Origin of the sequence: Desulfoglaeba alkanexedens ALDC (genome assembly GCF_005377625.1) — a bacterium.
In the GTDB taxonomy this organism is placed as follows: Bacteria; Desulfobacterota; Syntrophobacteria; order Syntrophobacterales; family DSM-9756; genus Desulfoglaeba; species Desulfoglaeba alkanexedens.
Genome location: NZ_CP040098.1, coordinates 2,170,467 through 2,194,144, shown reverse-complemented (window position 1 = coordinate 2,194,144; position 23,678 = coordinate 2,170,467). Strand labels below are relative to the sequence as shown.

The window sequence follows — 23,678 nt, the reverse complement described above, 5'->3', positions numbered from 1 at the left end:
TTTAAGCCGCCCGCATATCGCTTCGCCGCGCAATGTTCAGAAGGATTCCGACGGCCAGGCAATTGGCCAGAAACGAACTGCCCCCGTAGGAAATGAAAGGAAGCGTCAGCCCCTTGGTCGGAAGCAGTCCCAGAACAACCCCCATGTTGATCCAGGCCTGAAGAGGGATCAGGAAAGCCAGCCCCAGCCCCAAGAACGACCCGAAGGGTTCGGGAGCATCCTGAGCCACGTTCAGCGCCTTCCAGAAAAACACAAAAAACAGCGCTACCAGCACCGCAATCCCCACAAACCCCAGTTCCTCACCCAACACCGCAAACACGAAGTCCGTGAAGGGTTCCGGAAGATAGAACAGCTTCTGCTGACTCGCACCGAGCCCCTTGCCCCAGAGGCCTCCCGAACCCACGGCTATCCAGGATTGAATCAGGTGGTAGCCGGAATCCAGAGGGTCCGTCCATGGATTGGTGAAGGCCGTGATCCGCTCCAGCCGGTACGGCACCCGAACCACCGCCAGGTAAAAGCCCAGAAACGCCGGCAGCGCGAACAGCATCAGATGCCGCCAGGGAATCCCGCCGGCCAGTAGCATCACGGCCGTAACGAAGGCAAGGATGCACACCGCACCGAAGTCCGGCTCCATGAGCAGAAGGCCCGCCAGAACTCCGAAAAGGAGCACAACCGGGAAAAGCCCCTGCCGGAACCGTTGCAACACTTCGCGCTTTTCAGCCAGGTACGCGCTCAGATAGACGATCCAGACCACCTTGACGATTTCAGAAGGCTGAAAGGAAAGAGGACCCAGCGGCAACCAGCGTCTGGCCGCATTGAATTCCCGGCCCACGCCGGGAACCAGCACCAGGACCAGCAGCGCGAAAGCCAACCCCAGGATCCATCGGGAAAGGAACCGGTACCACGGGTAAGGAACCCGCGACGCCCCCCAGGCGACGGCGACGCCCACTGCGGCAAAAAGCACCTGCCTCTTGAGAAAATATAACGAGTCCGAATACTTCCGTAGCGTCATCACGGCGCTCGCGCTGTAAACCATGACCAGGCCGAAGCCCACAAGCGCCAGGACGAGAAGCCACAACAGGATCACTCGGCCGTCGGAATTCGATTCCGGTGGAAAGTCCCTGCCGGTTTCGGGCGGAAGCCTCTCGATTCGGCTCATCACACGCCTCGCAGTCCGTTGGCCCCGCTTCGGGGCGAATCCTGGCAACACGCCGCGCCTGCGGGGGGACCATCTCCCGCGATCCCGCTCCCTTCACTTTCATCGGGAAGCGCCCAAACCAGCGCCTTGAAATGATCGCCCCTTTCCCCGTAGCTCCTGTATTGATCGAAAGACGAGCAGGCTGGAGACAGGAGGACCACGTCTCCGGGTTTCGCTCCGGCTGCGGCCGCTCTGAAAGCCTCTTCCAAGCCTTCGTAAACCGCCGCCGCAACCCAGTTTCCCACGGCCTTCGCGATACGTGGACCCGCCTCCCCGAAGGCCAGTACCCCCCGCACCTTCGCTTCCATCGGCCTCCGAAGCGGTTCGTACGATCCCAGCTTGTCCCTGCCGCCCATGAGGAGCCATACCGGTCGATGGAAATTTTCCAGCGCCTTCACAACGGCCCCCACGTTGGTTCCCTTGGAATCGTTTACGAACTCGACGCCGCGCCACATTCTGACGGATTCCATCCGGTGAGGCATGGGCCGAACGTTGTTCAGGCGGTCCTGCATGGCGGCGGGGCTCCCACCGGCACAGGCGGCGGCTAGCGCCGCCGCCAGTATGTTTTGTTCATTGTGGATCCCCTGGAGGGGGCAGGCGCTCAAGTCCAGGCAAAAGGAGTCCCTGCCCGGCAAGGAAATCCGGACCCGGCGGTCCCGCACGAAGGCGTCGGCCCTAGGATCCTTCCGTGAGAAAATGAACCGGCGCCCCGGAACCCGGTCGATTCCTTCACGACAGACGGGATCGTCACCGTTCAGAATCCCCACCTGGTTCTTGGACTGCCGCGAAAAGATGGAAAACTTGGAATCCGCATAATGGGCGAAGCTTTCGTAACGGTCCAGGTGGTCTTCGGTCACGTTGAGAAGCACCGCGATGTCGGGGGCGAAGGTGCGGGCCGTATCCAGCTGAAAGCTGCTCACTTCCAACACCAGAAGTTCCGCGTCGATTCCCGGAACGGTCTCGAAGTTCTCTTCCGAGCGCGCCCGCCTTTCCCGGTCCAGCAGCCAGCGGGTCAGGGGAACGCCGATGTTTCCCCCGACGAAAACACGTTTGCCCGAAGCCCGGAGCAACTCTCCCACCAGGTGCGTGGTGGTCGTCTTTCCGTTGGTTCCTGTGACGGCCACGGTGGGAACGTCCGTCTGCCGCCAGGCCCATTCCATTTCGCCCACAATCTCGATGCCCCGCTCCGCGGCCGCTTGAAGCGGCGGAAGGCCCAACGGCACGCCGGGGCTCACCACGATCTGGTCCACCGAAAGGAAGTCTTCCTCCCGGTGAGATCCCAGGTGAAACCGGCATCCCAGCGATTCCAGCGGAACCAGCAGGTTCCGGAGCGTCGCCTCCGGCGCCAGATCCGTCCCGGTCACCTCCACGCCGCGCAGGCAAAGCAGCTCACAGACCGCTCGGCCCGAGACACCAAGCCCGACCACCAAGGTACGCGCGAACGCGGCTGAAGGGGATTCGGCCGACCGTGGCGCCGCCGACGAAGGGGTCGTTCCTTTCATGCGCTCTCTTCTTCCCCGGCGGGGCGGCCGGGCGGCCCCATCCTCTGAAGGATCGCTTCAAGCACCCGCTCCATCCGCATTCCCCGTGAACCTTTGAGCAAAATCCAGGCACCGGGATACCAGTGATGGAGCAGTTCCGCCACGGCCTCTTCATGATTTTCCACGTGGCAGCACCTATATGCCGGAAAACCCACTTCCCTGGCTCCTCTGGAGATCTCCTGTGCGAGCGGCCCCTGGGTGATGAGGCGACTCAGCCCCAAGCCCCCGATCCGCCTCCCGACCCTTCGGTGATATTGCGGCGACTGTGGTCCCAATTCCCTCATTTCTCCGAGCACCACGACCACGGGGCGTTTCCCCGCCACCTGCACGGCCGTCCGCACCGCTTCCATCACGGAAACGGGATTGGCGTTGTAGGTATCGTTGATGATGATCGTGCCGTCCGGAAGCGACAGGGTCTCCATGCGTTGCGGCACCGGCCGGTGCCCGTTCAGCCCCTCGACGACGGCTTCGGGCGACAGCCCGAGGCCGTAACCGACAGCCGCGGCTGCAACGGCGTTATGCATCTGGTGCTCCCCGATGACGGCCAAGGTCACCGGAAGAACCTTGCCTTCGAAATCAACGGCGAAACGCGTCCGGCCCCCGGAAAAGTCCGGGCGCCCGGAAGCCCTCACGTGGGCCTCCCGGGATTTCGACGAAAAGGTCACCTTTCGAGCCGGAATCGACGAAGCCAGCCGATCCAGCCGCTCATCATCACGGTTCACCACGGCCAGACCGTCCCTTCCAAGCGCGCGCCACAGGGCGGCCTTTTCCAACAGGATCGCATCTTCCGACCGGAGTCCATCGAGATGCGCCGGGTGAATGTTGGTGATGAGTCCCACCGTGGGCTCGGCGACAGCCACCAGTCGTTCCATTTCGCCCGGAACGTTGATCCCCATTTCGATCACGGCGACCTCGTGGCTGGAATCCAGCGAAAGGAGCGTCAGGGGAACACCGATCAGGTTGTTGAAATTTCCGGCGTTTTTGAGCACCTTCCATCGGGTGCTCAACACAGCCGCCACCATTTCCTTCGTGCTCGTCTTTCCATTGCTTCCCGTGATGCCCACAACGGGAATGGCCGCCCGGTTCCGCCGGTATCTTCCTAGATCGCCCAAAGCCCGAAGCGTATCCTCCACCAGCACGATGGGGACATCGCCCCGGACGGTCGAAACCGCCTCTTCCCGGGAAACAACCAGGACCGCCGCTCCCCGATCCACCGCTTGGGCTAGAAAGCGGTGGGCGTCGTGGTTTTCCCCCACAAGCGCCACGAAGGCGTCGCCGGGCCCGATGCGGCGGCTGTCGGTGGAAATTTCCCGAACCGACGCGCCCATCCCTCCCCGGACCAACCGGCCTCCGGTGGCTTCAATGATGCGGGAAACGGACCAGTCCACCTTCACCTCTTCAGTCATCGGCCGCCGCCCGGGCCGGCCGGAAGAACTCCGCCACCACCCGACGGTCGTCGAAATCGAGGATCATGTCGCCCACGATCTGGTAGGTTTCGTGGCCTTTGCCCCCCACAAAAACCAGATCGCCCGCAAGCGCCCGCGACAGCACGTATTCGATGGCTTCCCTACGATCGGCAATCACCGTGTATCCGCGATCCGAAACGGGAAGGTCCCGAGGTTCGAAGCGGGAAAGCCCTTCCGCTTCAACCCCGGGTTCGATCTCCCGCAAGATGGCCGCCGGGTCCTCGCTTCGGGGATTGTCGCTGGTGAGCACCACCAGATCCGCAAGGCGAGCGGCGACACGGCCCATCAGGGGACGCTTGATGCGGTCTCGATCTCCGCCGCAGCCGAAAACCGCCCAGAGGCGCCCCCGGGTCAACTCCCGAAGGCACGCAAGCGCCTTCTCCATGGCGTCCGGGGTGTGGGCGTAATCCACCACCACATCAAACCCGCCTGCCGTGGCGAGGCGCTGCAGCCGCCCGTCCACGCCCCGGACCCCTTCGATTCCCCGGACGAGGGCATCAGTCGGCATGCCCAAAGCCACCCCGGCGCCGACGGCGGCCAGGATGTTGGACGCGTTGAGCCGCCCCAGAAGGGCGGACCGCAGGTCCAGCCGGCCGACGGGCGTGCGGACCGTCATGTGGATGCCGGAGGCACTCAGGGTCACGTTCTCCGCGTGGATTTCCGCTCCGGGGTCTTCGATGGAAAAGGTGACCGGGGGGCCCGGCACCATGCCCGCCAGGCGCCTGCCGTAAGGGTCGTCCACGTTGATCACCGCAACGGGGGGAGCGGGGGCTCGGGCCGGGCACCGGGTGAAAAGGCACGTCTTGGCCTGGAAATAGGCTTCCATATTTTCATGAAAATCGAGATGATCCTGGCTCAGATTGGTGAACACCCCCACCCGGAACGGGCAACCTTCCACGCGGCTCAGCGCCAGAGCGTGAGAAGAGACCTCCATCACCACGTGGGTCATTCCGTCGTCCCGCATGGCTGCAAGGTATTTCTGGATTTCCAGAGACTCCGGAGTGGTCATGGCGGCCTTTCGAACCTCGGCACCCCAGCGATAGGCCAGAGTCCCTAAAACCCCCACTCGGTGGCCCGCCTCCCGCAGGATGCTTTCCAGGAGGAGCGTCGTCGTGGTCTTTCCATTGGTTCCCGTCACGCCGATGAGATGGAGCGAGCAGCCGGGGTGCCCGAAAAACGCCGAAGCCAGCCGGGCCAAGGCCTTTCTGGTATCGGGGACCACCACCCGCGTTACCTCGGGAAACGATTCGCGATATTCTTCCACGACAACCGCCGCCGCGCCCCGTTCTATGGCCTGATCCACGAACCGGTGCCCGTCCACGCGAAAACCCCGGAGCGCCACGAAAAGGTCTCCCGGCTGAACCCGGCGGCTGTCGCAGGCCAATCCCTTGACGGCCACCGCTGCATTCCCCGAAAGCTCAAAGACTTCGAGTTCGGCCAGAAGTTCGTGGAGGGGGCTGGCCGCGGGTTGTCCCGCCCGTTCTGTAGTCATGAGAGATCCTCGAGTACCAGCCTCACTTCCGAAGCATCGCGAAGGACCGTACCGGCCGGCGGATCCTGCTCCACCACGAGGCCGCTTCCCTGGAAGCGCGCCGTTACGCCGAGTGCCGACAGCTCCTTCAAGGCCGATTTCAGCGTCCGCCCGCAGAGATTCGGAAGGAGGGCTTCAGAGGCGTTCCGGGAAGCATAAGCCGGCGGACTCGAGGTTGCAGCGGGAGCCGTGGGAGCCGCCGCTCGGCGCACCGCCGCGGTCGGAGACGGCGGATCACGGCGTGGCAGCACGCCCAGATGCGGAAGCGCCGAAGCGGCCACCTTTCTGAAAACGGGGGCCGCGGCCACGCCGCCGTAGATACTCTTACGGGGATCGTGAACGACCACCGTCATGACGATCCGGGGATCATCGGCCGGCACGAAACCCGTGAAAACGGCCGTGTATCTCTCGTTGGAATAGGTGCCCGTCTCAGGATCCAGCACCTGCGCCGTCCCCGTTTTCCCGGCCACCGGATATCCCGCCGGAACCGCCTGGGTTCCCGTGCCGCCTTGTTCGGTAACCGCCTGCATCATCTCTCGGATACGTTCGGCCGTCTCCCTGGTGACGACCCGGCGCCATGGATGCCCTCCGAACCGTTTCAGCGTACGGCCGTCGGGGGCGACGGCTTCACCCGCCACCCTCGGTACTCCCATGAGCCCCCCGTTGGCGATGGCTCCCACCGCGCAGGTAAGCTGCAGGGTCGTCACCGCGAGACTCTGTCCGAACGCGCAGGATGCCAGATCGACGGGCCGCCACGCATCCCATGAACGGACGAGGCCCGCCCCTTCACCCGGCAGGTCGATTCCCGTTCGGCTCCCGAAACCGAACTCCCGGATGTACCGGTGATACGTTTCACTTCCAACCTCCATGGCCAGCTTGGCAGCCCCGATGTTGCTCGAATACTTCAGGACTTCCGAAAGAGTGAGCCACCCGTGAGGGTGAACATCATGGATGGTGTGACGCGCCAGCCTGAAATCTCCGTTTTCACAAAATATCCGTTCGTTCCCCCGAACCCGGCCCGCGTCCAGGGCCGCCGCCACCAAGAACACCTTGAAGGCGCTTCCAGGCTCGAAAAGATCCGCGATGGCCCGATTCCGCCATTCCCCCGGCGATGACGACGCGTACCGATTGGGATCGAAAGGCGGCCAATTGGCCATGGCGACCACCTCGAAACTCCGAGCGTCCAGCACGACCATTTCGGCGGCGGAAGCCTCCTGTTCCCTGACGGCCTCTTCCAGGTGCCGCTCACAAAGCGACTGGATGCGTGCATCCAGAGTCAGTTTCAGCCCGTAGCGCTCTTCCGCCACCGGCGGGGGCACCGTATCGAGCCACATCCTGTGACGTCCACCGTCTCGGAAGCCTCCGACCTTTCGGACCGCCTGCCGCAGCAATCCGTCATAGGCTCTTTCCACGCCTTCCAGCCCCGCGCCGTCCTCCCCGGTGAATCCCAAGACCTGCCCGGCCGAGTCCCCCAGAGGATAGAACCGCCGGTATTCGGTGGTGAGGTAAACCCCCGGGAGCCGGGCTCGCCGACATTCCAGTGCCTGAGCATCCGAAAGATTGCGCCGGATCCAGATAAACCTCTTCCGGGTCCTGAGCCTGCCTTCGAGCTCCTGCACGGGTTCACTCAGTATGGATGCCAGCTTTTCCGCGGTTCCCTTCGGATCGGTCACATGCATGCCGTCGGCGAACAAAGACGGCTGGCCCACCGAAACCGCCAGCAGCCGCCCTGAACGATCCATGAGTGATCCCCGATAAACCGGGATATCCAGGGTGGTTCGCGTCTGAGCATCGGCCCTTTCCGCCCAGACCGAGTGCTCCAGCACCTGGAGTTGAAACGCCTTCACCAAAACGCAAAGACATACCCCGACGGCCAGCCAGCGCAAGCAAGTGCAACACGCCCAAAACCGCGGACTCATATCACGTTTCTGCAGCCGCTTCGGCGATCGCATCCCGCGTACACTCCACTCAAGGAAGAAGAACCTTCTGATCCGGCCGAGGCGGCTTCAAGCCGAACCGGCCCGTCGCAAGTTTTTCCAGCGCGGCCGGAGACGCCAGGCGCTGCCATTCGACGTCCAGCTTCCGCCTCAAGTCCTGTTCCACTTCACAGGCGTGCTGCATGCGGGCCACGCGGTATCCGTCCCGGATCTGATGCACGTGGAGCCAGACTTGGAAAATACCGAGAACCAGCGCGGCGGCGGCCAAAACGCCCGCCCGCACAACCCACGTGTTGAAATCCGTTGCCCTCGTTCCGCCAACTTCGCGCTTCGCCATCGCCCCCAATCCCGGCTTCCGTGAACATCACCCTGGATCCGTCCTCCCGCACCCGCCGGGGCCGCCTTTCCGGCGCTTTCACGCACAACCCGCCTCAAAGCCTTCTTTCCAACGCTCTCAGCCGTGCGCTCCGAGCCCGGGGATTGGCCGCCACTTCCTGCTCCGAAGGCCGGACACCCTTTCGCGGAAGCAGCCTCACCCAAGCCTGTCCGCCGCACGTGCATTTCGGTGCCTCGGGCGGGCAGCGGCACGGTTTGGCCCACTCCTGGAAAGCCCGCTTCACCAGACGGTCTTCCAGGGAATGGAAAGTGACGACGGCCAGCCGCCCACCGGGATTCAAAAGGTCCAGAGCCGACTGGAGAAAACGCTCCAGCACCTGGAGCTCCCGGTTCACCGCCAGCCGGAGAGCCAGAAACGTGCGCGTCGCCGGATGAATCCGGCGGCTGTCCGCCGTTTTCGGAACGACGGCCGCAACCAATGCCGCCAGTTCCAAGGTCCTGGAAAAGGGCCGATCCGCACGCCGGGCGGCGATGGCCCGAGCGATCCTCCGGGCCCACCGTTCCTCACCCAGCGTCCGGATGACATCCGCCAGTTCGTGTTCCGGGAGCCGGTTCACCAGATCCGCAGCCGTCACAGGATTCCCCCGGTCCATCCTCATGTCGAGCGGTCCGTCCCATGCGAAACTGAATCCCCGGTCGGCGTCCTCCACCTGATCCGACGACACCCCCAAGTCCAACACGATCCCGTCCACCCGTTCCCATCCCCGGGACTTGAGGAAAGCCGAGAGATTATCATAGCTTCCTCTTTCCAGAAAGAACCGTCCCGAAAACCGTGAAAGCCGCCGCGCGGCCCGTTTCAGAGCGTCTTCGTCCCAGTCGAGGCCCAGCAGGAGCCCGTCCGGGCCGGACGCTTCCAGGATCGCTTCCGCATAGCCTCCACCGCCGATCGTTCCGTCCACGTAGCGCTTGCCCGCGGTGCAAGCCAGAGCCTCGATCACCTCGTCCCTCAGCACCGGAACATGCCTGGTCTCTTGCGAAAGACTCATTGGAAGGCCTTCACGATTTCAACTTCCCGCGCGGCAAGGCCCCTTAAAGGAAACCGGCGCCGGCGTTCACCTTCACGGGATCGCCACAGGATTTCAAGATCAGCAGGAAACACGACGCGGACACGCCACGGGCATCAGACACCGATCACCGAAGCGTCTTGAGCCATCTGGTCGAAATTCTGCTTGCTCCGCTCCATTTCCCGTTCGTAACTGTCGCGGCTCCAGATTTCGATACTCTGCATGGCCCCGATCAGCAACACTTCCTGGTCGATTTCGGCTCGCGCCCGCAGCAGCGGTGGAATGAGGATGCGGCCCTGCCTGTCGAATTCGCATTCGACGGCGCTGGCGATGAAGTAACGAACGAACGACCGCTGCTGCGGTTGAACTTGAGACATCGTGACCGCCTTGCTTTCGATTTCTTCCCATACTTCGGGCGGATAGGCCACGAGGCAGTTGGGCATGTTGGTGAGAATGAGCCCGTCGGTATAGTTCTGCTGCAGAATTTCGCGAAACTTCGTGGGAATCCGAAGCCGTCCCTTGCTGTCGAGGCGGTGAAAGGAATGTCCGCGGAAGCGCGGCTGCTTCAGGAGTCCCACGTTTGCCCCCCAATTTCCACCTTTTCCCACTGGCCGGCTACATAGCACCCCCTTCGCGGTTGTGTCAAACCAAAATCCATGGGATTGAAGTTTTTATTTATACGAAAGAATCCACTTTCCGATCCAGGTGGGAACAGGTGGGCGGAACCCCCCCCCAACATCAACGGTCTACAAGGAAACTTCACCCCCGAGACATTCCTGCTTGCTTCCCGCCGCACATCCGTGCTAATGAGGTCCCATCGGGACGGGGATGCCTGAACCGGGTATTGCCGTTCACCCGAGAAAAGCCTCTGCTTACCGTTTCCGGCCTTCCCTCCAACCAGCAGAGGCTTTTTTCTTGGTTTCGACGGCGCCGGACTTCGACGAATCCACAGGGGCGAGACCGTTATGAATCCCGATGACGAAAAAATCCTCCGCCTTGCCAAAGAGATCGTGATCAAGTTTATCGAATTGGGGCGTATCTCTCCCACCAATTTCGAGTCGCATTTTAAGAGCATCTTTTGGGCGCTGAAAAATACGGTGGTGGACGCACAGGCCCCCGACTTCACACGGGACCTGTCGGCCGTTCCACCCGGTGACGAATGAGGGGGCCTTTCGGGGAACCCGGAGTCGCCGGGCGCCGGTCGAGCCCTCGAGGCGGGGAACCTAGGCAGGCGGATCGGAGCCGCTGGAAAGACCGCCAGCTCGCCGCCGGGATCGTTCCAACCGACTCGGGCACGATTTCCACAAACAAGAACGGCGGCTTATCGGCCGCCGTTCCTTTTGAGGTTCATGGGCTGCGCCCTGACCAGGACTCTTCGAGGCGCGCAAAGGCGCCGATTACTACTAACTTTGACGCAAAGTATTTGCTAGCGTTCTAAAGTGGAGACCTTAAGCAAAAAGGTTAACGAAGGTCAAAACAATCCCCCTCTCTCCCCTCCACAGTTGTGTTCCCAAGCTGGAGCTTGGGAACAAGGTGGAAATTCCGTTCGCGAACCGCCCCCTACGCGAAAAAACGGACGCCCTATTCCCAGAAGGGTAAAGGGTATTCTCAGACAGCCGCAAACTTCCTTGCGGCCTCGGGCCGCGCCTTTCCGCGGCGGCTCTGACGGATCGACGTCACAGGGACTTTTCCAGGTAATCGAAGATATCTTTCACCGTGCGAATGTTTTCTGCATCTTCGTCGGGGATTTCCAGATCGAAGGCTTCCTCCAGGGCCATGACCAGTTCGACCACGTCCAGGGAGTCGGCTCCAAGGTCGTCCACCACGTGCGCTTCGGGCGTAATGATGTCCTTTTCCACGCCCAGCTGAGAGGCTATGATATCCACCACTTTCCGACGCATTTCATTGGTATCCATCTTTTTGTCCTCCTCCGTCATTCATTCTACGCTGATCGGTTCCGATTTCCTCTGCTGAACAAATCCGTAAAACAGCACTTCCTGCACGGCGGGCAGTTCCTCCATGAGCGGGTAGCTGCAGTCGTGAGCGAGCCAGCGCTGGATGACCCCATGGATGAAGCCCATCACACCGTAAAAGGTGGTGTTGAAGGTCACATCCCTCAGGACTCCCCGCTGTCGAGCTTCATAGACCTTGCGTTTCAGCAGAGGGATTCGCCTCAGGATCTTTTCAATGTAAAGGTCTTGCACTCGTTCCCCGAACTCCGGATGTTCCTGGACCATCACCCGGTAGAGCCTCTGGTTTTTGTCGAAAAATTCAAAGTAGATCCGGAGATACTTGCGGATCATGGTGAGGACGTCGTCCTGCCCGTCGAGAACGGCTTCCGCCTGTCGTTCCAGGTCCTTGAGCCGGGACTGGACAAGCTCGTGAAAAAGGGCTTCCTTGTTGGAAAAGTACCGATAGAGGGTGCCCTTGCCCACGCCGGCCCGGTCCGCGATCTCGTCGACCGTCGCCTGATGAAATCCCTTGTCGGAAAAGAGTTCCAGCGCCGCGTTCAGAATCTTCTCCCGCGTGCTCACGCTCGGCAACTCCCGCGCCCCGTCGTTCGCCTCGGTTTCATCCAGGAGCTGCCGCGCGACCAAGCGGTAGAACGTCTCCGGAGCCACCCCGCAAGCCACGACTGCCTGCTGGAGGATATCGAGCAGCGAGGAGAGGGGAAGATCCACAGGAGCACCCGCCTCCCGGATCACTTTGCGGGTTTCCCAAAACGTCTCCAGGGCTTCCTGAAGCACCTGCTCCGGAGAACCGGCTCGAGCCAGCCGGCTCTCGAAAAAGGCCACAAGAGCTTCCGGGCGCCCCTCGCGGGAGAACCTTTCGATCAGGAGCCGTACCGCCTGTTGCTTCCTGCCTTTCATGGTCTGCCCTCATCCTTCGGCGTCCATAGTGACGGACTGGTCCGTGTTACAGGGTCGACCCCTCCGTGTCAAGGAAAAACGAGAAAACCGCCTGGGACCTCCCGCTCCGCAGCCCCCGGGCGGCACATCCCGCTCCGCCACGATGCCGCAGGACAAACCGAAAATCACGGCGCCGGCGCCCGCTACGAATGTTCAGCACATTCCCGGTTCCAAGCCTTCCTCCGCGTGGATCGGCAAGCCGGCTCGGGCCCGCCGGCGGAGAGCCTTCAAGGCTTACAGCGCCTGCAGGGATGATAGCCTTTCTCCAGTGCCGACCAACGGGTGAAGAAGACCACGCGATTAGTCTTCGACACCTTTTTTCCAAACCGGCAATGCGGCCGATGGAAAACATAACTGCGCTTGTTTCCAATGTACCGGTCTTCCGGTTCCACCGGGCACGCATCCCACATACCCCGTCGGTACGCCAGGGCGTCCCGCTGAGCGGAAAGAAGGCGCTCGAACATGCGGGGCGATATGTCTTTTCGGAAAACCCAGGCGCAACCTTCCCGAACCAATTCGGCGTTGATGAGACGTCCATCGGTCAGAAAAACGTAGGCCATGAGCCGACCATAGGAATCCCTGGGCTCGCCTTCGTATTCAAGCCGGATTTTCTTTCCCAGCACCCACCGCGCATTTCGTTCCTTCGCCTCGTACCCGTAACAATCCGCCGGCCGGCGGTCATGGGCCACCTCGGGGGCATCGATCCCCAAGTACCTGATCCGTTCTCCGGAGTGCAAAAGGACCGTGTCACCGTCAAACACCTTGGCCACCACGCCCTCTTCCGGAAGCGTGCGGGCCGCGGACGCGATTGCCGCCAGCACCCACAGGAGGCCCAGCACGGCCGGCCACCCCCTCCCGATACGTCCAACTCTCATAGACCTCAACACAGAAGCCTCCTCTCCCCGTCCTTCGGGCGGCGCCGTATCACACGTCATGGACCGGCCGAACGGTTCCAAAACACCATCTCGGCAAGCATGTCCTTGACGAAAAGCATAACGTTGGTATTTTAGAAATGTTGAAATGGTCCAAGCTTCGCTTGACCTTCCCGATTCAACTCACCATCTGAGCGGACTGAATTCCAGTCTCCTGGGCCCTTCCGGGACTGATCTCGGTCAGATATGTGATTTAACTGGAGTGCCAGGGCATCCATGCCCGGTCGCGCTTGTGGGGAGTCGCCGCATGCCTCTGAAGAAATTTGCACTCGGCGCGCCTTTTCTCGCCTGGCTCCTTCTTGCCGGAGCGGTTGTTCCGGTGAACGCTCAGGACGCGTTGGACACAGAGGGATCCCCGGCAGACGGAGCGGTTCAACCCGCCGAAGAAAGCCGCTCATCCCAGCTGGCCCTTGCTGAAACGGCCATGTGCGAGGCCATCGACCAGATGCGCCCCGTCAACAAGGGCTACGCCTTTCCTGTATCGGCCGGCCAGGTCTATTGCTACACGCTGCTGGATCCGGTCCCGACAACCCAGTGGATCTATCACCGCTGGTACCATCGGGACCGGTTGAGCACTCAGATCCGCCTCAAAGTAAATCCTCCACGGTGGGCTACCTACAGCCTGATTCGGCTTCGGGAAACCGATAAGGGACCCTGGCGCGTGGAAATTTCGGATGAACGCAACAACCTGTTGGGCACCGTACGTTTCAGCATAACGGATTGAGAGGCAATGTCTCAGTTTTGGGCCTTCATCGGAAGCATCCGCTGGCAGGACCTGGTCGATATCACATTCAACAGCTACGTACTTTTCCGCCTGTACGTCCTGTTTCGGAACACCAACGCCTTCCGGATCCTGGCGGGCATCGCATCGGTGTGGCTCGTCCAGGAAATGGCCGCATCCCTGGGACTCATCCTGACCAGCTGGGCACTCCAGGCCATCACAGCCGCAGCCGCCATCATCATTATCGTGGTTTTCCGAAATGAAATCCGTTCGGTGCTCCAGGCCCGTAACTTCAAAGCCTTCTTCTGGGGTTCGCCGCTGCGCGAAACACCCACGCCCATTGAAACCATAGTCGACACGGTTTTTCAAATGGGCAAGAAGCGCATCGGGGCACTCATCGTCATTCCGGGAAAAGAAGACCTGCGGGAACTGGTCCACGGGGGCATCCCCTGGAACGGCACGGTTTCTCCCGAAATGCTCATGAGCATTTTCTGGCCCAATAATCCGGTCCACGACGGAGCCATTGTCATCCAGGGAAACCGGGTGGTTGAAGTGGGTGTTCTCCTGCCGCTTTCCCAGCGCCAGGACCTTCCCACCTTTTACGGGACCAGGCATCGTGCGGCCGCCGGCCTGGCCGAACGGACCGACGCGCTGGTCATCGCCGTTTCCGAAGAACGGGGGCGTGTAACGGTAGCCAAGGACAACTGGATCAAACCCATACTGCAACCGGAAGATCTCGCCCATCTTCTACAGGAACACCTGAATATTTCCAAAGACGATGGAGGAGACAAACAGCGCAGAGAACGAACCCGACTCGTTGTGGCCGCGCTGCTTTCGTTCATCGTCATGACGGGCATCTGGTTCGGATTCACCAGGAGCCGCGACACTCTGATCGCACTGAGCGTGCCCATCGAATACGTGAATCGTCCGTTTCAGTACCAGATCCTTGAGACGTCGGTCACGGAAGTCCACCTACAACTACATGGATCAAGTGCTCTGCTCAAGTCGCTCAAACCCGAACAGGTGGCCGTGAGGGTCAGCCTAGCCAAGGCGGAAGAAGGGCGGAACGTGTTCCCGATCACCCAGGAGAACATCATTCTGCCGCCGGGGGTCTTCCTCCACTCCGTCAATCCCGCCACCGTTGAAGTAGTATTGGACACGCCCGCATCGAAGGTGGTCCCCGTTCAGGTGGATTGGACGGGGCGGCTTCCGGAAGGATTGATCCTCTCCGAAATGGCTGTCGAACCCGAAAAGGTGGAAGTCATGGGCGGAAAGACGCTGCTCGAAAGCATTCACACCCTTTATACGGCCCCCGTCCGACTGGACAACCTGTCCCGCTCCGGCACCCTGAGCGCCGGGATCATCCTTTCACCTTCGTCCCTGAAGCTCGCACCGGGCACCAGCGACACAGTGACCATCCGCTACATCGTCTCCGAAAAGGCCCCTAATCCAAGCCCTTAGTCCCCCGGCTCGCCCGAACACAGCCAGGTGGCGGCGGAACCTCCCCTCGTTCTCTAGCTCTGCTTGGGAACGGCCTGCCCGGGAAGCTCCAGCTTCGCCTCACTGTAGAGAATTGGTAGCGTAGAAAATAATAGACCTAATATTTGATGCCAAATTCTATTTCCCCTCCCTTTGCGGGAGGGGATTAAGGGGAGGGGGCAGAGGGGAATTTTTTGACCTTGGTTAACCTTTTTGCTTAAGATCTCCACTTTAGAACGCTGCCAAAGATTTGAACGATTGCATGGTCTTCGGTAGATCTGGGGCTCCTCGTGATGAGGTGCATGGGTCGCGGCCTCATGGGAACCGAAGCTGGAGCTTCTGCACAGTTGTGTTCCCAAGCTGGAGCTTGGGAACAAGGTGGAATTTCACCCCCCTGTAGATCCCTCCACTCAGGCATGATGCTGGACCCTGGGGGCGGACGAACACCCAGCGCGCAGGGGGAAAAGCCTCCCTTGAACGCAGCGGCTTTCGTTTATCGTTTCGCCGATGGGAAAGGTCGATCGATCAGGGCGGGGACGCGGATACGGGGGGGAATCACCGGGGATTTCCGGCGGCGGCTTCCAAGCCGCCGTCTCCAGGCGGGACCTCCCCATCGTCCGCGGTATTGCCGTTCTTGAGCGAAAACAGGATCTTGTTGGCGCGCTTTTCCACGTCCGGAATGGTTTCGGCCAGCGCCTTAAGGGATGAGAGGATCTTCAGGGTCTGCCGCTTGTGAGGAATGGTCAGTTGCGGGTGTTCCAAGAGTCTCAGAATGTCGTCCAGAAGCGGGATCCTTTCGGGCGAAAACTCGGTATAGACCACCTTCGGCCACAGAACCCGAATATCTTCGGGGATATGAAGCATTCGTTCCGCCAGCGACGGATCCGTTCCGATCCACAGCGCCCGCTTCAGCCGTTCCAAGAGTTCGTGGATCTCCTTCTCTTCCTGGCGCCACACATCGCTCTGAGACAGCAGATGCTCCCACTTCCATAAAATCTTGTGCTGCAGCCACTGCTCACTCTGCTCCGGAAGCAGCGGAAGCTGCGCCAGTTCTTCCTGGTCCGACATCAGTTCCGTAGAAAGTTGCGCCATGTCGGCACGGCCGTTCAGTTCGTGCATCCGACCAAGAATGAGCATGTTCAAACGACCGAGGATCGCCGCCTTGTCCTCGAGACCGGCCACCGACTTCCGCAGCTGCTCCTCCCATTGTTCGCGAAGATAGCTGATTTCCGCGTTGATAGCCGAAAAGATGAAACTCAATTTCACCAGGGTGTTCCGAAGTTCGTGTGCGAGGGCGTTGCAGGACTGAAACCGCTGGTTGGTCAGTTCCTCACGGGCCTGAAACAGCGTCTCCCGCAGATGGTTGGAAAACATCTCCGTACCCAGCACGTGACTGAGCTTCTTGATCACCTTGGTGCTTCGGTCGCCGCGGCGGATGGTGTTCGGGCGGAAATGGATCTTGATCACCGCCACCACCACGTATTCGGTATCCTTCCAGATAGGCGTTCCGTTCCACGCAACCGGGTACTCCAGGCGGAAGGCGTCTTCTCCGTAAAGATCCACCTTTTTCACCAGAACGGGTTCCATGTGGTGGCAGTCTTCCGCTTCGCCGATGAGCTGCTTGCGTACGCTCCGAAGATCTTCATAAGGATTGTCGGCCGTCCAGCTCATCTGGCGTTCCACACACCAGCCCATGGCTTCCAGCACATGGCCCGGCCGGTCACGATACTGCTCCCACGTCTTTCCGGGCGGGTTGTAATCCGAGGTCTCCGGAAGGCCCCAATGGATGGACCCGGTGATCTCGTCTCGGATCCCCGACGTGATGCGTACCGACCGCAACTCCGGCATCGGTCCGATCCGGTAAATCGTCCCCTTGGTAGCATGATCCAAACAAAACAGGATTGTCTCGATCATGTTCTTGCAAGTCTTCTCGAGAAGATCATGACTGATGATCATGCCGCCTTCCTCCACTCCGACCCGTTCATGGGATCGTTCAAACCCCTTCCTGAGGATCGGTTCCCTTTACCTTGATTTCGTGAAGACGTCAACAATCTATTCGCCTTCATGCACATGATTATAAGCAATTCATGTGCCAAGTCAAAGAAAACTCGGATCACTCCGAGGGCGCCTTCCACGGCATCGGCAAGTGGGCCTTCCACCAAACAAAACGCCTTCAATTACCGTATCGGCAATTCGGAAGGAAAGCAGAAGGGCCATGTCAACCCCGGGTTTTTGGATCCTGCGCTGCCTGCCGCCGCTCGAAAATCCTGTGCGGCCCATGCCGTTTCGAAGGCTCAGGCAGCCTTTGCCGCCGCCGTCCCTTCGCGAAAACCCTGTTCGAAGGCCTTGAGGTTCAAATCATGGAGTCTCGAAGGAAGGACGCTCTTGATCGCCCGGATCCAGCTGTCCCGGGAAACGGGCAGCAGGGCCAAGCCGGCCAGCACCCCGATCATCACGATATTGGTGGCCTTCTCGTTTCCCGCCTCCCGGGCCATGGCGGTGGCGTCCAAAGTCACCACCCGCTCCAGGACCCGTGCGATGGATTGGACGATCTCTTCCACGGGTGGATAAATCCCTTGGCCGACGGCCACGGTGAAGGGAACGATGGGGGTTTTGTTCACAAGGGCGATGGTTCCGGCATGGCACTTGGGGAGAGCCCTGAGGCCCTCCAGGGGTTCGAAGGCGACCATCACGTCGGCATCACCATCCGAAATGGTCGGGCTCCAGAGATCCCCCACCACGATGGAAGATTCGACCACCCCGCCCCGCTGGGCCATGCCGTGGATTTCGCTCATGGAAACGGGCAGTCCTTCCTGCAGGGCCGCTTCACCGGTGATCTGGGTCGCCAGCAGCGTGCCCTGTCCCCCGACCCCGGTAAAGAAAATTCGCATGCCGTCCACAGTCCGCTTTTCCGTTCGGGTCATGAATGTCCTCTCCGTCGATTTCCGTCGCATCCGCCGCCCCGGGCCGCTTTAAGCCTCAATCCGTTTGGGTTTGATGGAAGAGCACAGCTGGGAACAGACCCCGCACCCGTTGCACAGGGCTTCGTTGATGCGCACGCGTTCTTCCCGGTCGCTTCCCTTTTCCCACACGAAGGCGGGACAGCCGAAGGACGTCAGGCATTCTTTACAGAGATTGCAGCTTTCGACAACCTGGAAGACGACCTTTTGCTTCTTCTTGAGCATCCGTCGTTCGAACAGCGGGCAGGGACTCTTGGAGATGAGGACCGAGACACCGCCCTCCTTCATGGCTTCGCGCAGCTCTTTCAGCACCTCCTCGGTCTTTTTCACCTGAAGCGGATTCACAACACGGACCCGCTGAACGCCGCAGCCCCGCACCACGTCTTCCAGCTTGACGGCCGGCTCCTTCACCCCTTCCGCGGTAATTTCCACGCCCGGATGGGGCTGGTGCCCCGTCATGGCCGTGGTGCCGTTATCCAGGATCACCAAGAGCAGATTGTGGCGATGGGTCACGGCGTTGACAAGCCCGGGAATCCCACCGTGAAAGAAAGTGGAATCCCCGATGAAGGCCACCACCGGCCGGTCGAGAACCTTGCTGAACCCTCCGGCCGTTGAAATGCTGGATCCCATACAGATGAGGAAATCCGCCATGTTGAGTGGCGGGAGAAGCCCCAGAGTGTAGCAGCCGATGTCGGTGGGGTACACGGCGTCTTCGCCGAAGACCTTTTTCACCGAATAGTAGGTGGCCCGGTGAGGACATCCCGGACAGAGGTTGGGCGGTCGAGCCGGAAGATCGGGGACCTCGAGGAGGGTCGGCGGCTGATAGGGAACGCCGAAGAAGCCGCTCACCGCCCGTTTCACCTTTGCGGTGTCCAGTTCGAAAGCCCGCGGAATCAGGTGGTCCCCCTTGCCGGCGATGACGGCGCTGATCCCCGCTTCCTGGGCGATGCCCCTGACCGCTTCTTCCAGGAACGGCTCCAACTCTTCAACCACCAACACCTTTTCCATCCCTTTAAGAAAACCTTGGATCCGTCTTCGCGGCAGCGGATTCGTAAAGCCCAGCTTCAGGATGGACACCCGACTCTCGATGCCCAGCTCCTTGACGGCGTCCCGAGCATAAAGCGACGCCACACCGCTGGTCACGATCCCCCATTTCCCTGTCCCCGCCACTCGGTTGAAGGGGCTGTTTTCCGACGCCTCCTGGAGTTCCGCCAGTTTCCTAAGAAGAGCCAGCCTCAGCTTGCGGCCCACCATGGGGACCACCACCAGGTTGAACGGATCCTTCACAAATTCCGCTTTGGGGACCACGGAAGGCAGGTCGCCGAGCGACACCACGCCTCGGCAGTGATTCACTCGTGTGGTGGTCCGAAGCAGGCAAGGAATCCGATGACGCTCGGACAGCTCCAAGCCGGCCGCCGTCATGTCCTTGGCCTCCTGAGGCGTGGCCGGCTCCAGCATGGGCACGTTGGCCATCTTGGCGTAGTAACGGTTGTCCTGTTCGTTCTGGCTGGAATGGAGCGACGGATCGTCGGCACTGACGATGACCATTCCGGCCTTCACCCCCACGTAGGCCAGGGTCATGAAGGCGTCCGCCGCGACGTTCAGCCCCACGTGCTTCATGGAACAGAGGCTCCGCAGGCCGGATATAGCAGCCGCGCAGGCGGTCTCCACCGACACCTTTTCGTTGACCGAATACTCCACGTAAACACCCGATGCTTCGCCGATCTCGAAGAAGCGATCGATGATTTCCGAGGACGGAGTACCGGGATAGGCGGCCACGAATCGCACATTCGCTTCCAGGGCGCCGCGCACGATAGCCTCGTTTCCCAACAAGAACTGCTTCCCGTCGCTTTTCGCTCTCAGTAGAGACTGCATCCAGGGGATCCTCCACACTCATGACATTCTTGAACCATCACGGTCCTCATCCACGGCACCCAGACTCATCGGGGTTTCATCACTCCGCCCTGCGGTTGCCGCTCTGATCGACAAAAAGCTTAACCTTTTTCTGTTCTCTTTCCAAACTCCCACGTTCCACCAACCTGATCATGAGAAAGATGCCAATGAATTCGGCCACCTTCTCTAATAAGCAGCAATCGGGGGGTATCTGTCAACGCAATGAGACTAAACCTTTGAGCGCGCGGGGGTTCGTGTTATAGACAAATGTCCGCGATTCCCGTCACCGACACGCAGGCGGGAAGGCGCCTTGGAACGGTACCATGCCCGGCGGAGCCGCTACGGCCCGACTGCGGAGCCGGCCCGTGGAGAGCGCCAGGCACCACGCCTTGGGCGTGACTTCCCCAAGACCCGAATGTGAAACCACAACGAGCGCTCCATGCCGATTCCCTCAGAACTCACACCCATCACCTACCGCCTGCTCGAAGCACTCGACGGTCTGACCCACGGGGTCTTCACCCGCCACGGCGGTGTGAGTCTTCCGCCGTACGACACATTGAACACAGCCTGGACCAACGGCGACCGCCCCGAGCACGTGAATGAAAATCTGCTCCGTGTCAAGAGGTTCCTGGGTTTCGATCACCTGGTTTCGTCTCCGCAGGTCCATGGAACGGAGATCCAGGTCGTGGACGAAAGCGTCTTGGAAACCCGAGATCCGGGGCGCCCTTTCGTACCGGCTCCGCCCGGGGACGCCCTGGTTACGCGCCTTCCGGGCGTCGGCCTCATGATCAAGATCGCCGATTGCCAAGCGGTTTTCCTCGTGGACCCGGAGAAGCGGGTCGCGGCCAACGTCCACTGCGGCTGGCGCGGAAGCGTCAAGGAGATCCTCCCCAAAACCGTCCGTTTCCTCAAAGAAAGATTCGGATGCGACCCGCGGCGCATGGTCGCCGCCGTCAGCCCGTCGCTGGGCCCATGCTGCGCCGAATTCGTCAACCATCGAAGAGAACTGCCCCCATCGTTCCTACCATTCCGAACCGCCCCGAATTTCTTTGACTTTTGGGCCATCAGCCGCCGCCAACTGATGGACGCGGGGCTGCTCCCCCAGAGGATCGAAATCGCCGGCCGATGCACCGTCTGCGAGGCGCAGGATTTTTTCAGCTACCGCAGGGAGCGCATCACCGGCCGCATGGCCGCCGTCGTGGGCTGGCGCCGCAAAAACTGAAGGCACGCTCATGGGAAAATACCAGGAAGAAGCCCTGATTCTCGCCAACGAAGGAGTCGCCGACACCACCTGGCGGCTTGTATTGGAATGCCCGCGGATCGCGGCGGAAGCCCGGCCGGGCCAGTTCGTGATGCTCCAAATCAGGGAAGGCACAGACCCGCTGCTCCGCCGCCCCTTTTCCTTCCATCGCATCCATCCCGAACGCGCGGTCTTTGAAATCCTCTACCGCGTGGTGGGCCGCGGCACCTGGTGGCTTTCCCAGACGCGGCAAGGATCGCGCGTGAGCGTCGTGGGTCCGCTTGGAAACGCCTTCCGGCCGCCGGACCGTCCCGGACCGGTGGCCGTAGTCGGAGGCGGAATCGGAGTAGCCCCGCTTTACGAACTCCTGCATCAGCTGGCGAAACCGAGCGCCTTCTTCGGGGGCGCGGTCGACATCCACTTCTTCTACGGCACCCGAACCGCCGCCGAAATGCTTCCGGAAAGCACTTTTTCGGAACTCAACCTCCCCGTTCATCGAAGCACCGACGACGGAACCGCGGGTTTCTGCGGCACCGTGGTCGACCTCTTCCGCCGCGTTTTGGAAAAAGACCGCTGGCGGCCGGCCGTGATCTATGCCTGCGGAAGCCTCCCCATGCAATTCGCGGTGGCACAGTGGGCGCTCTCCCGAGGAACTCCGGCCCAACTGTCCTTGGAATCTCTCATGGCCTGCGGCCTGGGCGCCTGCCTCGGTTGCGCGCTTCCCGCGCCCGATCCGAAGGCTCCGAACGCCGACCGTTATGTCCATGTGTGCAAAGACGGACCCATCTTCGAGGCAGGATCGATTCGATGGAACAAGATGCAGCCGCCGCCGGTCACGCCACCGACCTTCGTGTGCGTCTAGGACCGTTGACCCTGGCCAATCCCGTGATGGTGGCTTCCGGCACCTTCGGCTACGGGGAAGAATACGCCGATTTCGTCGATCTCACCAGGCTTGGGGCCGTGGTGGTCAAGGGGATTTCGCTGGAGCCGCGTGCGGGCAACCCGCCGCCCCGGATCGTCGAAACCCCGTCGGGAATGATCAACGCCATCGGACTGGAAAACGTGGGTATTGATAAATTTCTGGAAGAAAAGCTCCCCGCCCTTCAGTCGCGCCGGGTGCCCGTGATCGTGAACATCTTGGGAAACACGGCGGATCAATACGTTGAGCTGGCCTCCCGACTGGACGGCATCGCCGGGATCGCCGCCCTGGAACTGAACATCAGCTGCCCCAACGTCAAGGAAGGCGGCATGGCCTTCGGAGCCGACCCGGCCATGGCGGGGCACCTCGTGGAAAAAGTGAGGCGGGCGACGCGGCTCCCGCTGATCACCAAGCTCACCCCCAACGTCACGTCCATCGCCGCCGTGGCAAAGGCCGTGGAAGCCGCCGGAACCGACATCGTTTCCTGCATCAACACCGTATCGGCGCTCGCCGTGGACGCGTTTTCGCGCCGCCCCAAGCTGGCGAACCTGGTGGGGGGCCTTTCCGGACCCGCCATCAAGCCCATCGCTCTCCGGTGTGTCTACGAAACGGTTCAGAGCGTCCGCTGCCCGGTTATCGGGATCGGCGGCATTGCGAGCGCCGTGGACGCCATGGAATTTCTGCTGGTGGGCGCCCGTGCGATCCAGGTGGGGACCGCCAACTTCGTCCGCCCTACGGCCACCATGGAAATCCTCGAAGGCATCGAACGCGTTCTCCGCTTCTTGGGACTCTCCCGCATCGAAGACTACATCGGGACACTCGACGCCGAATGCCGCTTTCCCTTTGCCGAAGAAGCGTGCCGGTTCTGATTGCCCCTGCCACACCAAATCGAAAGCCGGCCGGCACTCGCCCGATCATCCCGCAAGGAGTTCCTGACATGGACGTTCTCGGAATTTACGGGTCACCTCGAAAAGGGGGGAACACAGACACCATGCTGGACGCGTTTCTCGAAGGAGCGGTAGCCGGGGGGGCTCGACCGATCCGGGTCTACGTGCGCCGGCTCAGGATGCAGGGCTGCATCGGCTGCGGCGGCTGCGAAGCAACGGGCGAATGCGTGGTGGAAGACGCCATGACCGACGTCTACCCCCTCCTTGAAGCCACCCCCCGGATCGTCGTCGCCTCCCCCATCTACTTTTACGGCGTCACGGGACAGCTGAAGCTCCTTATCGACCGTTCCCAGGCCTGTTACATGCGCCGTGAACTGGAAAAGCGCGAAGAACGGCCGTCGCGGCGCTCCGCACGAAAGGGGTTTCTCCTGAGCGCCGGAGCCACCCGCGGTAAGCGCCTCTTCGACTGCGCCGCCCTGACCCTTCACTATTTCTTCGACGCCCTGGACATGGATTACGCAGGGGAGCTCTGCTTTCGACAGATCGAACACAAGGGCGACATCCAAAATCACCCCGCCGCTTTGGATGAATGCCGCCAGGCCGGCCGGAATTTCGTCGATACCGGTTGAAACCCGCTGCGATGCGGCGGCTGACGCCCCGTTGCT

General features: G+C 61.2%; 21 protein-coding genes. 7 read left to right on the top strand and 14 right to left on the bottom strand.

Features of this window, described 5'->3' with window-relative positions:
• Nucleotide 1: 1 nt before the first annotated feature.
• The 8 genes from ftsW to mraZ form a co-directional block, all read right to left on the bottom strand.
• Entirely contained in the window at nucleotides 2-1,159 is a 1,158-nt protein-coding gene (gene ftsW, locus FDQ92_RS09960) for a putative lipid II flippase FtsW (protein ID WP_137424632.1), read from the bottom strand.
• The gene (gene murD, locus FDQ92_RS09955; RefSeq protein ID WP_137424630.1) at nucleotides 1,159-2,700 is read right to left on the bottom strand and encodes a UDP-N-acetylmuramoyl-L-alanine--D-glutamate ligase; all 1,542 of its coding nucleotides are present in this window, start codon (nucleotides 2,698-2,700) and stop codon (nucleotides 1,159-1,161) included. Before murD ends, ftsW begins: the two co-directional genes overlap by 1 nt.
• Entirely contained in the window at nucleotides 2,697-4,145 is a 1,449-nt protein-coding gene (locus FDQ92_RS09950) for a UDP-N-acetylmuramoyl-tripeptide--D-alanyl-D-alanine ligase (protein ID WP_137424628.1), read from the bottom strand. The genes murD and FDQ92_RS09950 overlap by 4 nt, the downstream gene beginning before the upstream one ends.
• Nucleotides 4,138-5,697 carry a UDP-N-acetylmuramoyl-L-alanyl-D-glutamate--2,6-diaminopimelate ligase gene (locus tag FDQ92_RS09945; RefSeq protein ID WP_137424626.1) on the bottom strand — a complete coding sequence of 520 codons (1,560 nt, stop codon included), beginning with the start codon at nucleotides 5,695-5,697 and terminating at the stop codon, nucleotides 4,138-4,140. The genes FDQ92_RS09950 and FDQ92_RS09945 overlap by 8 nt, the downstream gene beginning before the upstream one ends.
• Nucleotides 5,694-7,583: a penicillin-binding protein gene (locus tag FDQ92_RS09940; RefSeq protein ID WP_246041948.1), complete on the bottom strand. Its 1,890-nt coding sequence runs from the start codon at nucleotides 7,581-7,583 to the stop codon at nucleotides 5,694-5,696. Before FDQ92_RS09940 ends, FDQ92_RS09945 begins: the two co-directional genes overlap by 4 nt.
• A 121-nt stretch (nucleotides 7,584-7,704) precedes the next feature.
• Nucleotides 7,705-8,010 (bottom strand): FtsB/FtsL family cell division protein, encoded by a 306-nt coding sequence (locus FDQ92_RS09935; RefSeq protein ID WP_137424622.1) that lies wholly within the window; start codon nucleotides 8,008-8,010, stop codon nucleotides 7,705-7,707.
• A gap of 94 nt (nucleotides 8,011-8,104) precedes the next feature.
• Nucleotides 8,105-9,055 carry a 16S rRNA (cytosine(1402)-N(4))-methyltransferase RsmH gene (gene rsmH, locus FDQ92_RS09930; RefSeq protein WP_137424620.1) on the bottom strand — a complete coding sequence of 317 codons (951 nt, stop codon included), beginning with the start codon at nucleotides 9,053-9,055 and terminating at the stop codon, nucleotides 8,105-8,107.
• Between the two features lie 134 nt (nucleotides 9,056-9,189).
• The gene (gene mraZ, locus FDQ92_RS09925; protein WP_170180287.1) at nucleotides 9,190-9,651 is read right to left on the bottom strand and encodes a division/cell wall cluster transcriptional repressor MraZ; all 462 of its coding nucleotides are present in this window, start codon (nucleotides 9,649-9,651) and stop codon (nucleotides 9,190-9,192) included.
• Nucleotides 9,652-10,038: 387 nt separating this feature from the next.
• Between mraZ and FDQ92_RS09920 the strand changes: the two genes are divergently transcribed.
• Nucleotides 10,039-10,236, top strand: a complete 198-nt coding sequence (locus FDQ92_RS09920) for a hypothetical protein (RefSeq protein ID WP_137424617.1) — start codon at nucleotides 10,039-10,041, stop codon at nucleotides 10,234-10,236.
• Nucleotides 10,237-10,749: 513 nt separating this feature from the next.
• Here the strand turns inward: FDQ92_RS09920 and acpP are convergent.
• The 3 genes from acpP to FDQ92_RS09905 form a co-directional block, all read right to left on the bottom strand.
• Nucleotides 10,750-10,989, bottom strand: coding sequence for an acyl carrier protein (gene acpP / locus FDQ92_RS09915; RefSeq protein ID WP_137424615.1), 240 nt, complete (start codon nucleotides 10,987-10,989; stop codon nucleotides 10,750-10,752).
• Between the two features lie 21 nt (nucleotides 10,990-11,010).
• A complete protein-coding gene (locus FDQ92_RS09910) occupies nucleotides 11,011-11,943 on the bottom strand; it encodes a TetR/AcrR family transcriptional regulator (RefSeq protein ID WP_137424613.1) in 933 nt (310 codons plus the stop codon).
• A 266-nt stretch (nucleotides 11,944-12,209) separates the two neighbouring features.
• The gene (locus FDQ92_RS09905) at nucleotides 12,210-12,821 is read right to left on the bottom strand and encodes a thermonuclease family protein (protein WP_170180286.1); all 612 of its coding nucleotides are present in this window, start codon (nucleotides 12,819-12,821) and stop codon (nucleotides 12,210-12,212) included.
• A 340-nt stretch (nucleotides 12,822-13,161) separates the two neighbouring features.
• On the opposite strand from FDQ92_RS09905, the gene FDQ92_RS09900 reads away from it, so the two are divergent.
• On the top strand, nucleotides 13,162-13,638 hold the full coding sequence (locus FDQ92_RS09900) for a DUF2914 domain-containing protein (protein ID WP_170180285.1): 477 nt from the start codon (nucleotides 13,162-13,164) through the stop codon (nucleotides 13,636-13,638).
• Between the two features lie 6 nt (nucleotides 13,639-13,644).
• Nucleotides 13,645-15,096 carry a diadenylate cyclase gene (locus FDQ92_RS09895; RefSeq protein WP_137424607.1) on the top strand — a complete coding sequence of 484 codons (1,452 nt, stop codon included), beginning with the start codon at nucleotides 13,645-13,647 and terminating at the stop codon, nucleotides 15,094-15,096.
• A 573-nt stretch (nucleotides 15,097-15,669) separates the two neighbouring features.
• On the opposite strand, the gene FDQ92_RS09890 is transcribed toward FDQ92_RS09895, so the two are convergent.
• The 3 genes from FDQ92_RS09890 to iorA all read right to left on the bottom strand — a co-directional run bounded on the left by FDQ92_RS09890 (nucleotide 15,670) and on the right by iorA (nucleotide 19,949).
• Nucleotides 15,670-17,070 carry a hypothetical protein gene (locus FDQ92_RS09890; RefSeq protein WP_211341240.1) on the bottom strand — a complete coding sequence of 467 codons (1,401 nt, stop codon included), beginning with the start codon at nucleotides 17,068-17,070 and terminating at the stop codon, nucleotides 15,670-15,672.
• 338 nt (nucleotides 17,071-17,408) lie between these two features.
• Entirely contained in the window at nucleotides 17,409-18,038 is a 630-nt protein-coding gene (locus tag FDQ92_RS09885; RefSeq protein ID WP_137424605.1) for an indolepyruvate oxidoreductase subunit beta, read from the bottom strand.
• Nucleotides 18,039-18,086: 48 nt separating this feature from the next.
• The gene (iorA, locus tag FDQ92_RS09880; protein WP_137424604.1) at nucleotides 18,087-19,949 is read right to left on the bottom strand and encodes an indolepyruvate ferredoxin oxidoreductase subunit alpha; all 1,863 of its coding nucleotides are present in this window, start codon (nucleotides 19,947-19,949) and stop codon (nucleotides 18,087-18,089) included.
• Between the two features lie 457 nt (nucleotides 19,950-20,406).
• Between iorA and pgeF the strand changes: the two genes are divergently transcribed.
• From pgeF to FDQ92_RS09860, 4 genes are all read left to right on the top strand, one after another.
• Nucleotides 20,407-21,189 carry a peptidoglycan editing factor PgeF gene (pgeF, locus tag FDQ92_RS09875; RefSeq protein ID WP_137424603.1) on the top strand — a complete coding sequence of 261 codons (783 nt, stop codon included), beginning with the start codon at nucleotides 20,407-20,409 and terminating at the stop codon, nucleotides 21,187-21,189.
• A 10-nt stretch (nucleotides 21,190-21,199) separates the two neighbouring features.
• The gene (locus FDQ92_RS09870; RefSeq protein ID WP_137424602.1) at nucleotides 21,200-22,069 is read left to right on the top strand and encodes a dihydroorotate dehydrogenase electron transfer subunit; all 870 of its coding nucleotides are present in this window, start codon (nucleotides 21,200-21,202) and stop codon (nucleotides 22,067-22,069) included.
• A complete protein-coding gene (locus FDQ92_RS09865) occupies nucleotides 22,015-22,995 on the top strand; it encodes a dihydroorotate dehydrogenase (protein ID WP_137424601.1) in 981 nt (326 codons plus the stop codon). The genes FDQ92_RS09870 and FDQ92_RS09865 overlap by 55 nt, the downstream gene beginning before the upstream one ends.
• 68 nt (nucleotides 22,996-23,063) lie before the next feature.
• Entirely contained in the window at nucleotides 23,064-23,642 is a 579-nt protein-coding gene (locus FDQ92_RS09860; protein ID WP_170180284.1) for a flavodoxin family protein, read from the top strand.
• Nucleotides 23,643-23,678 lie beyond the last annotated feature (36 nt).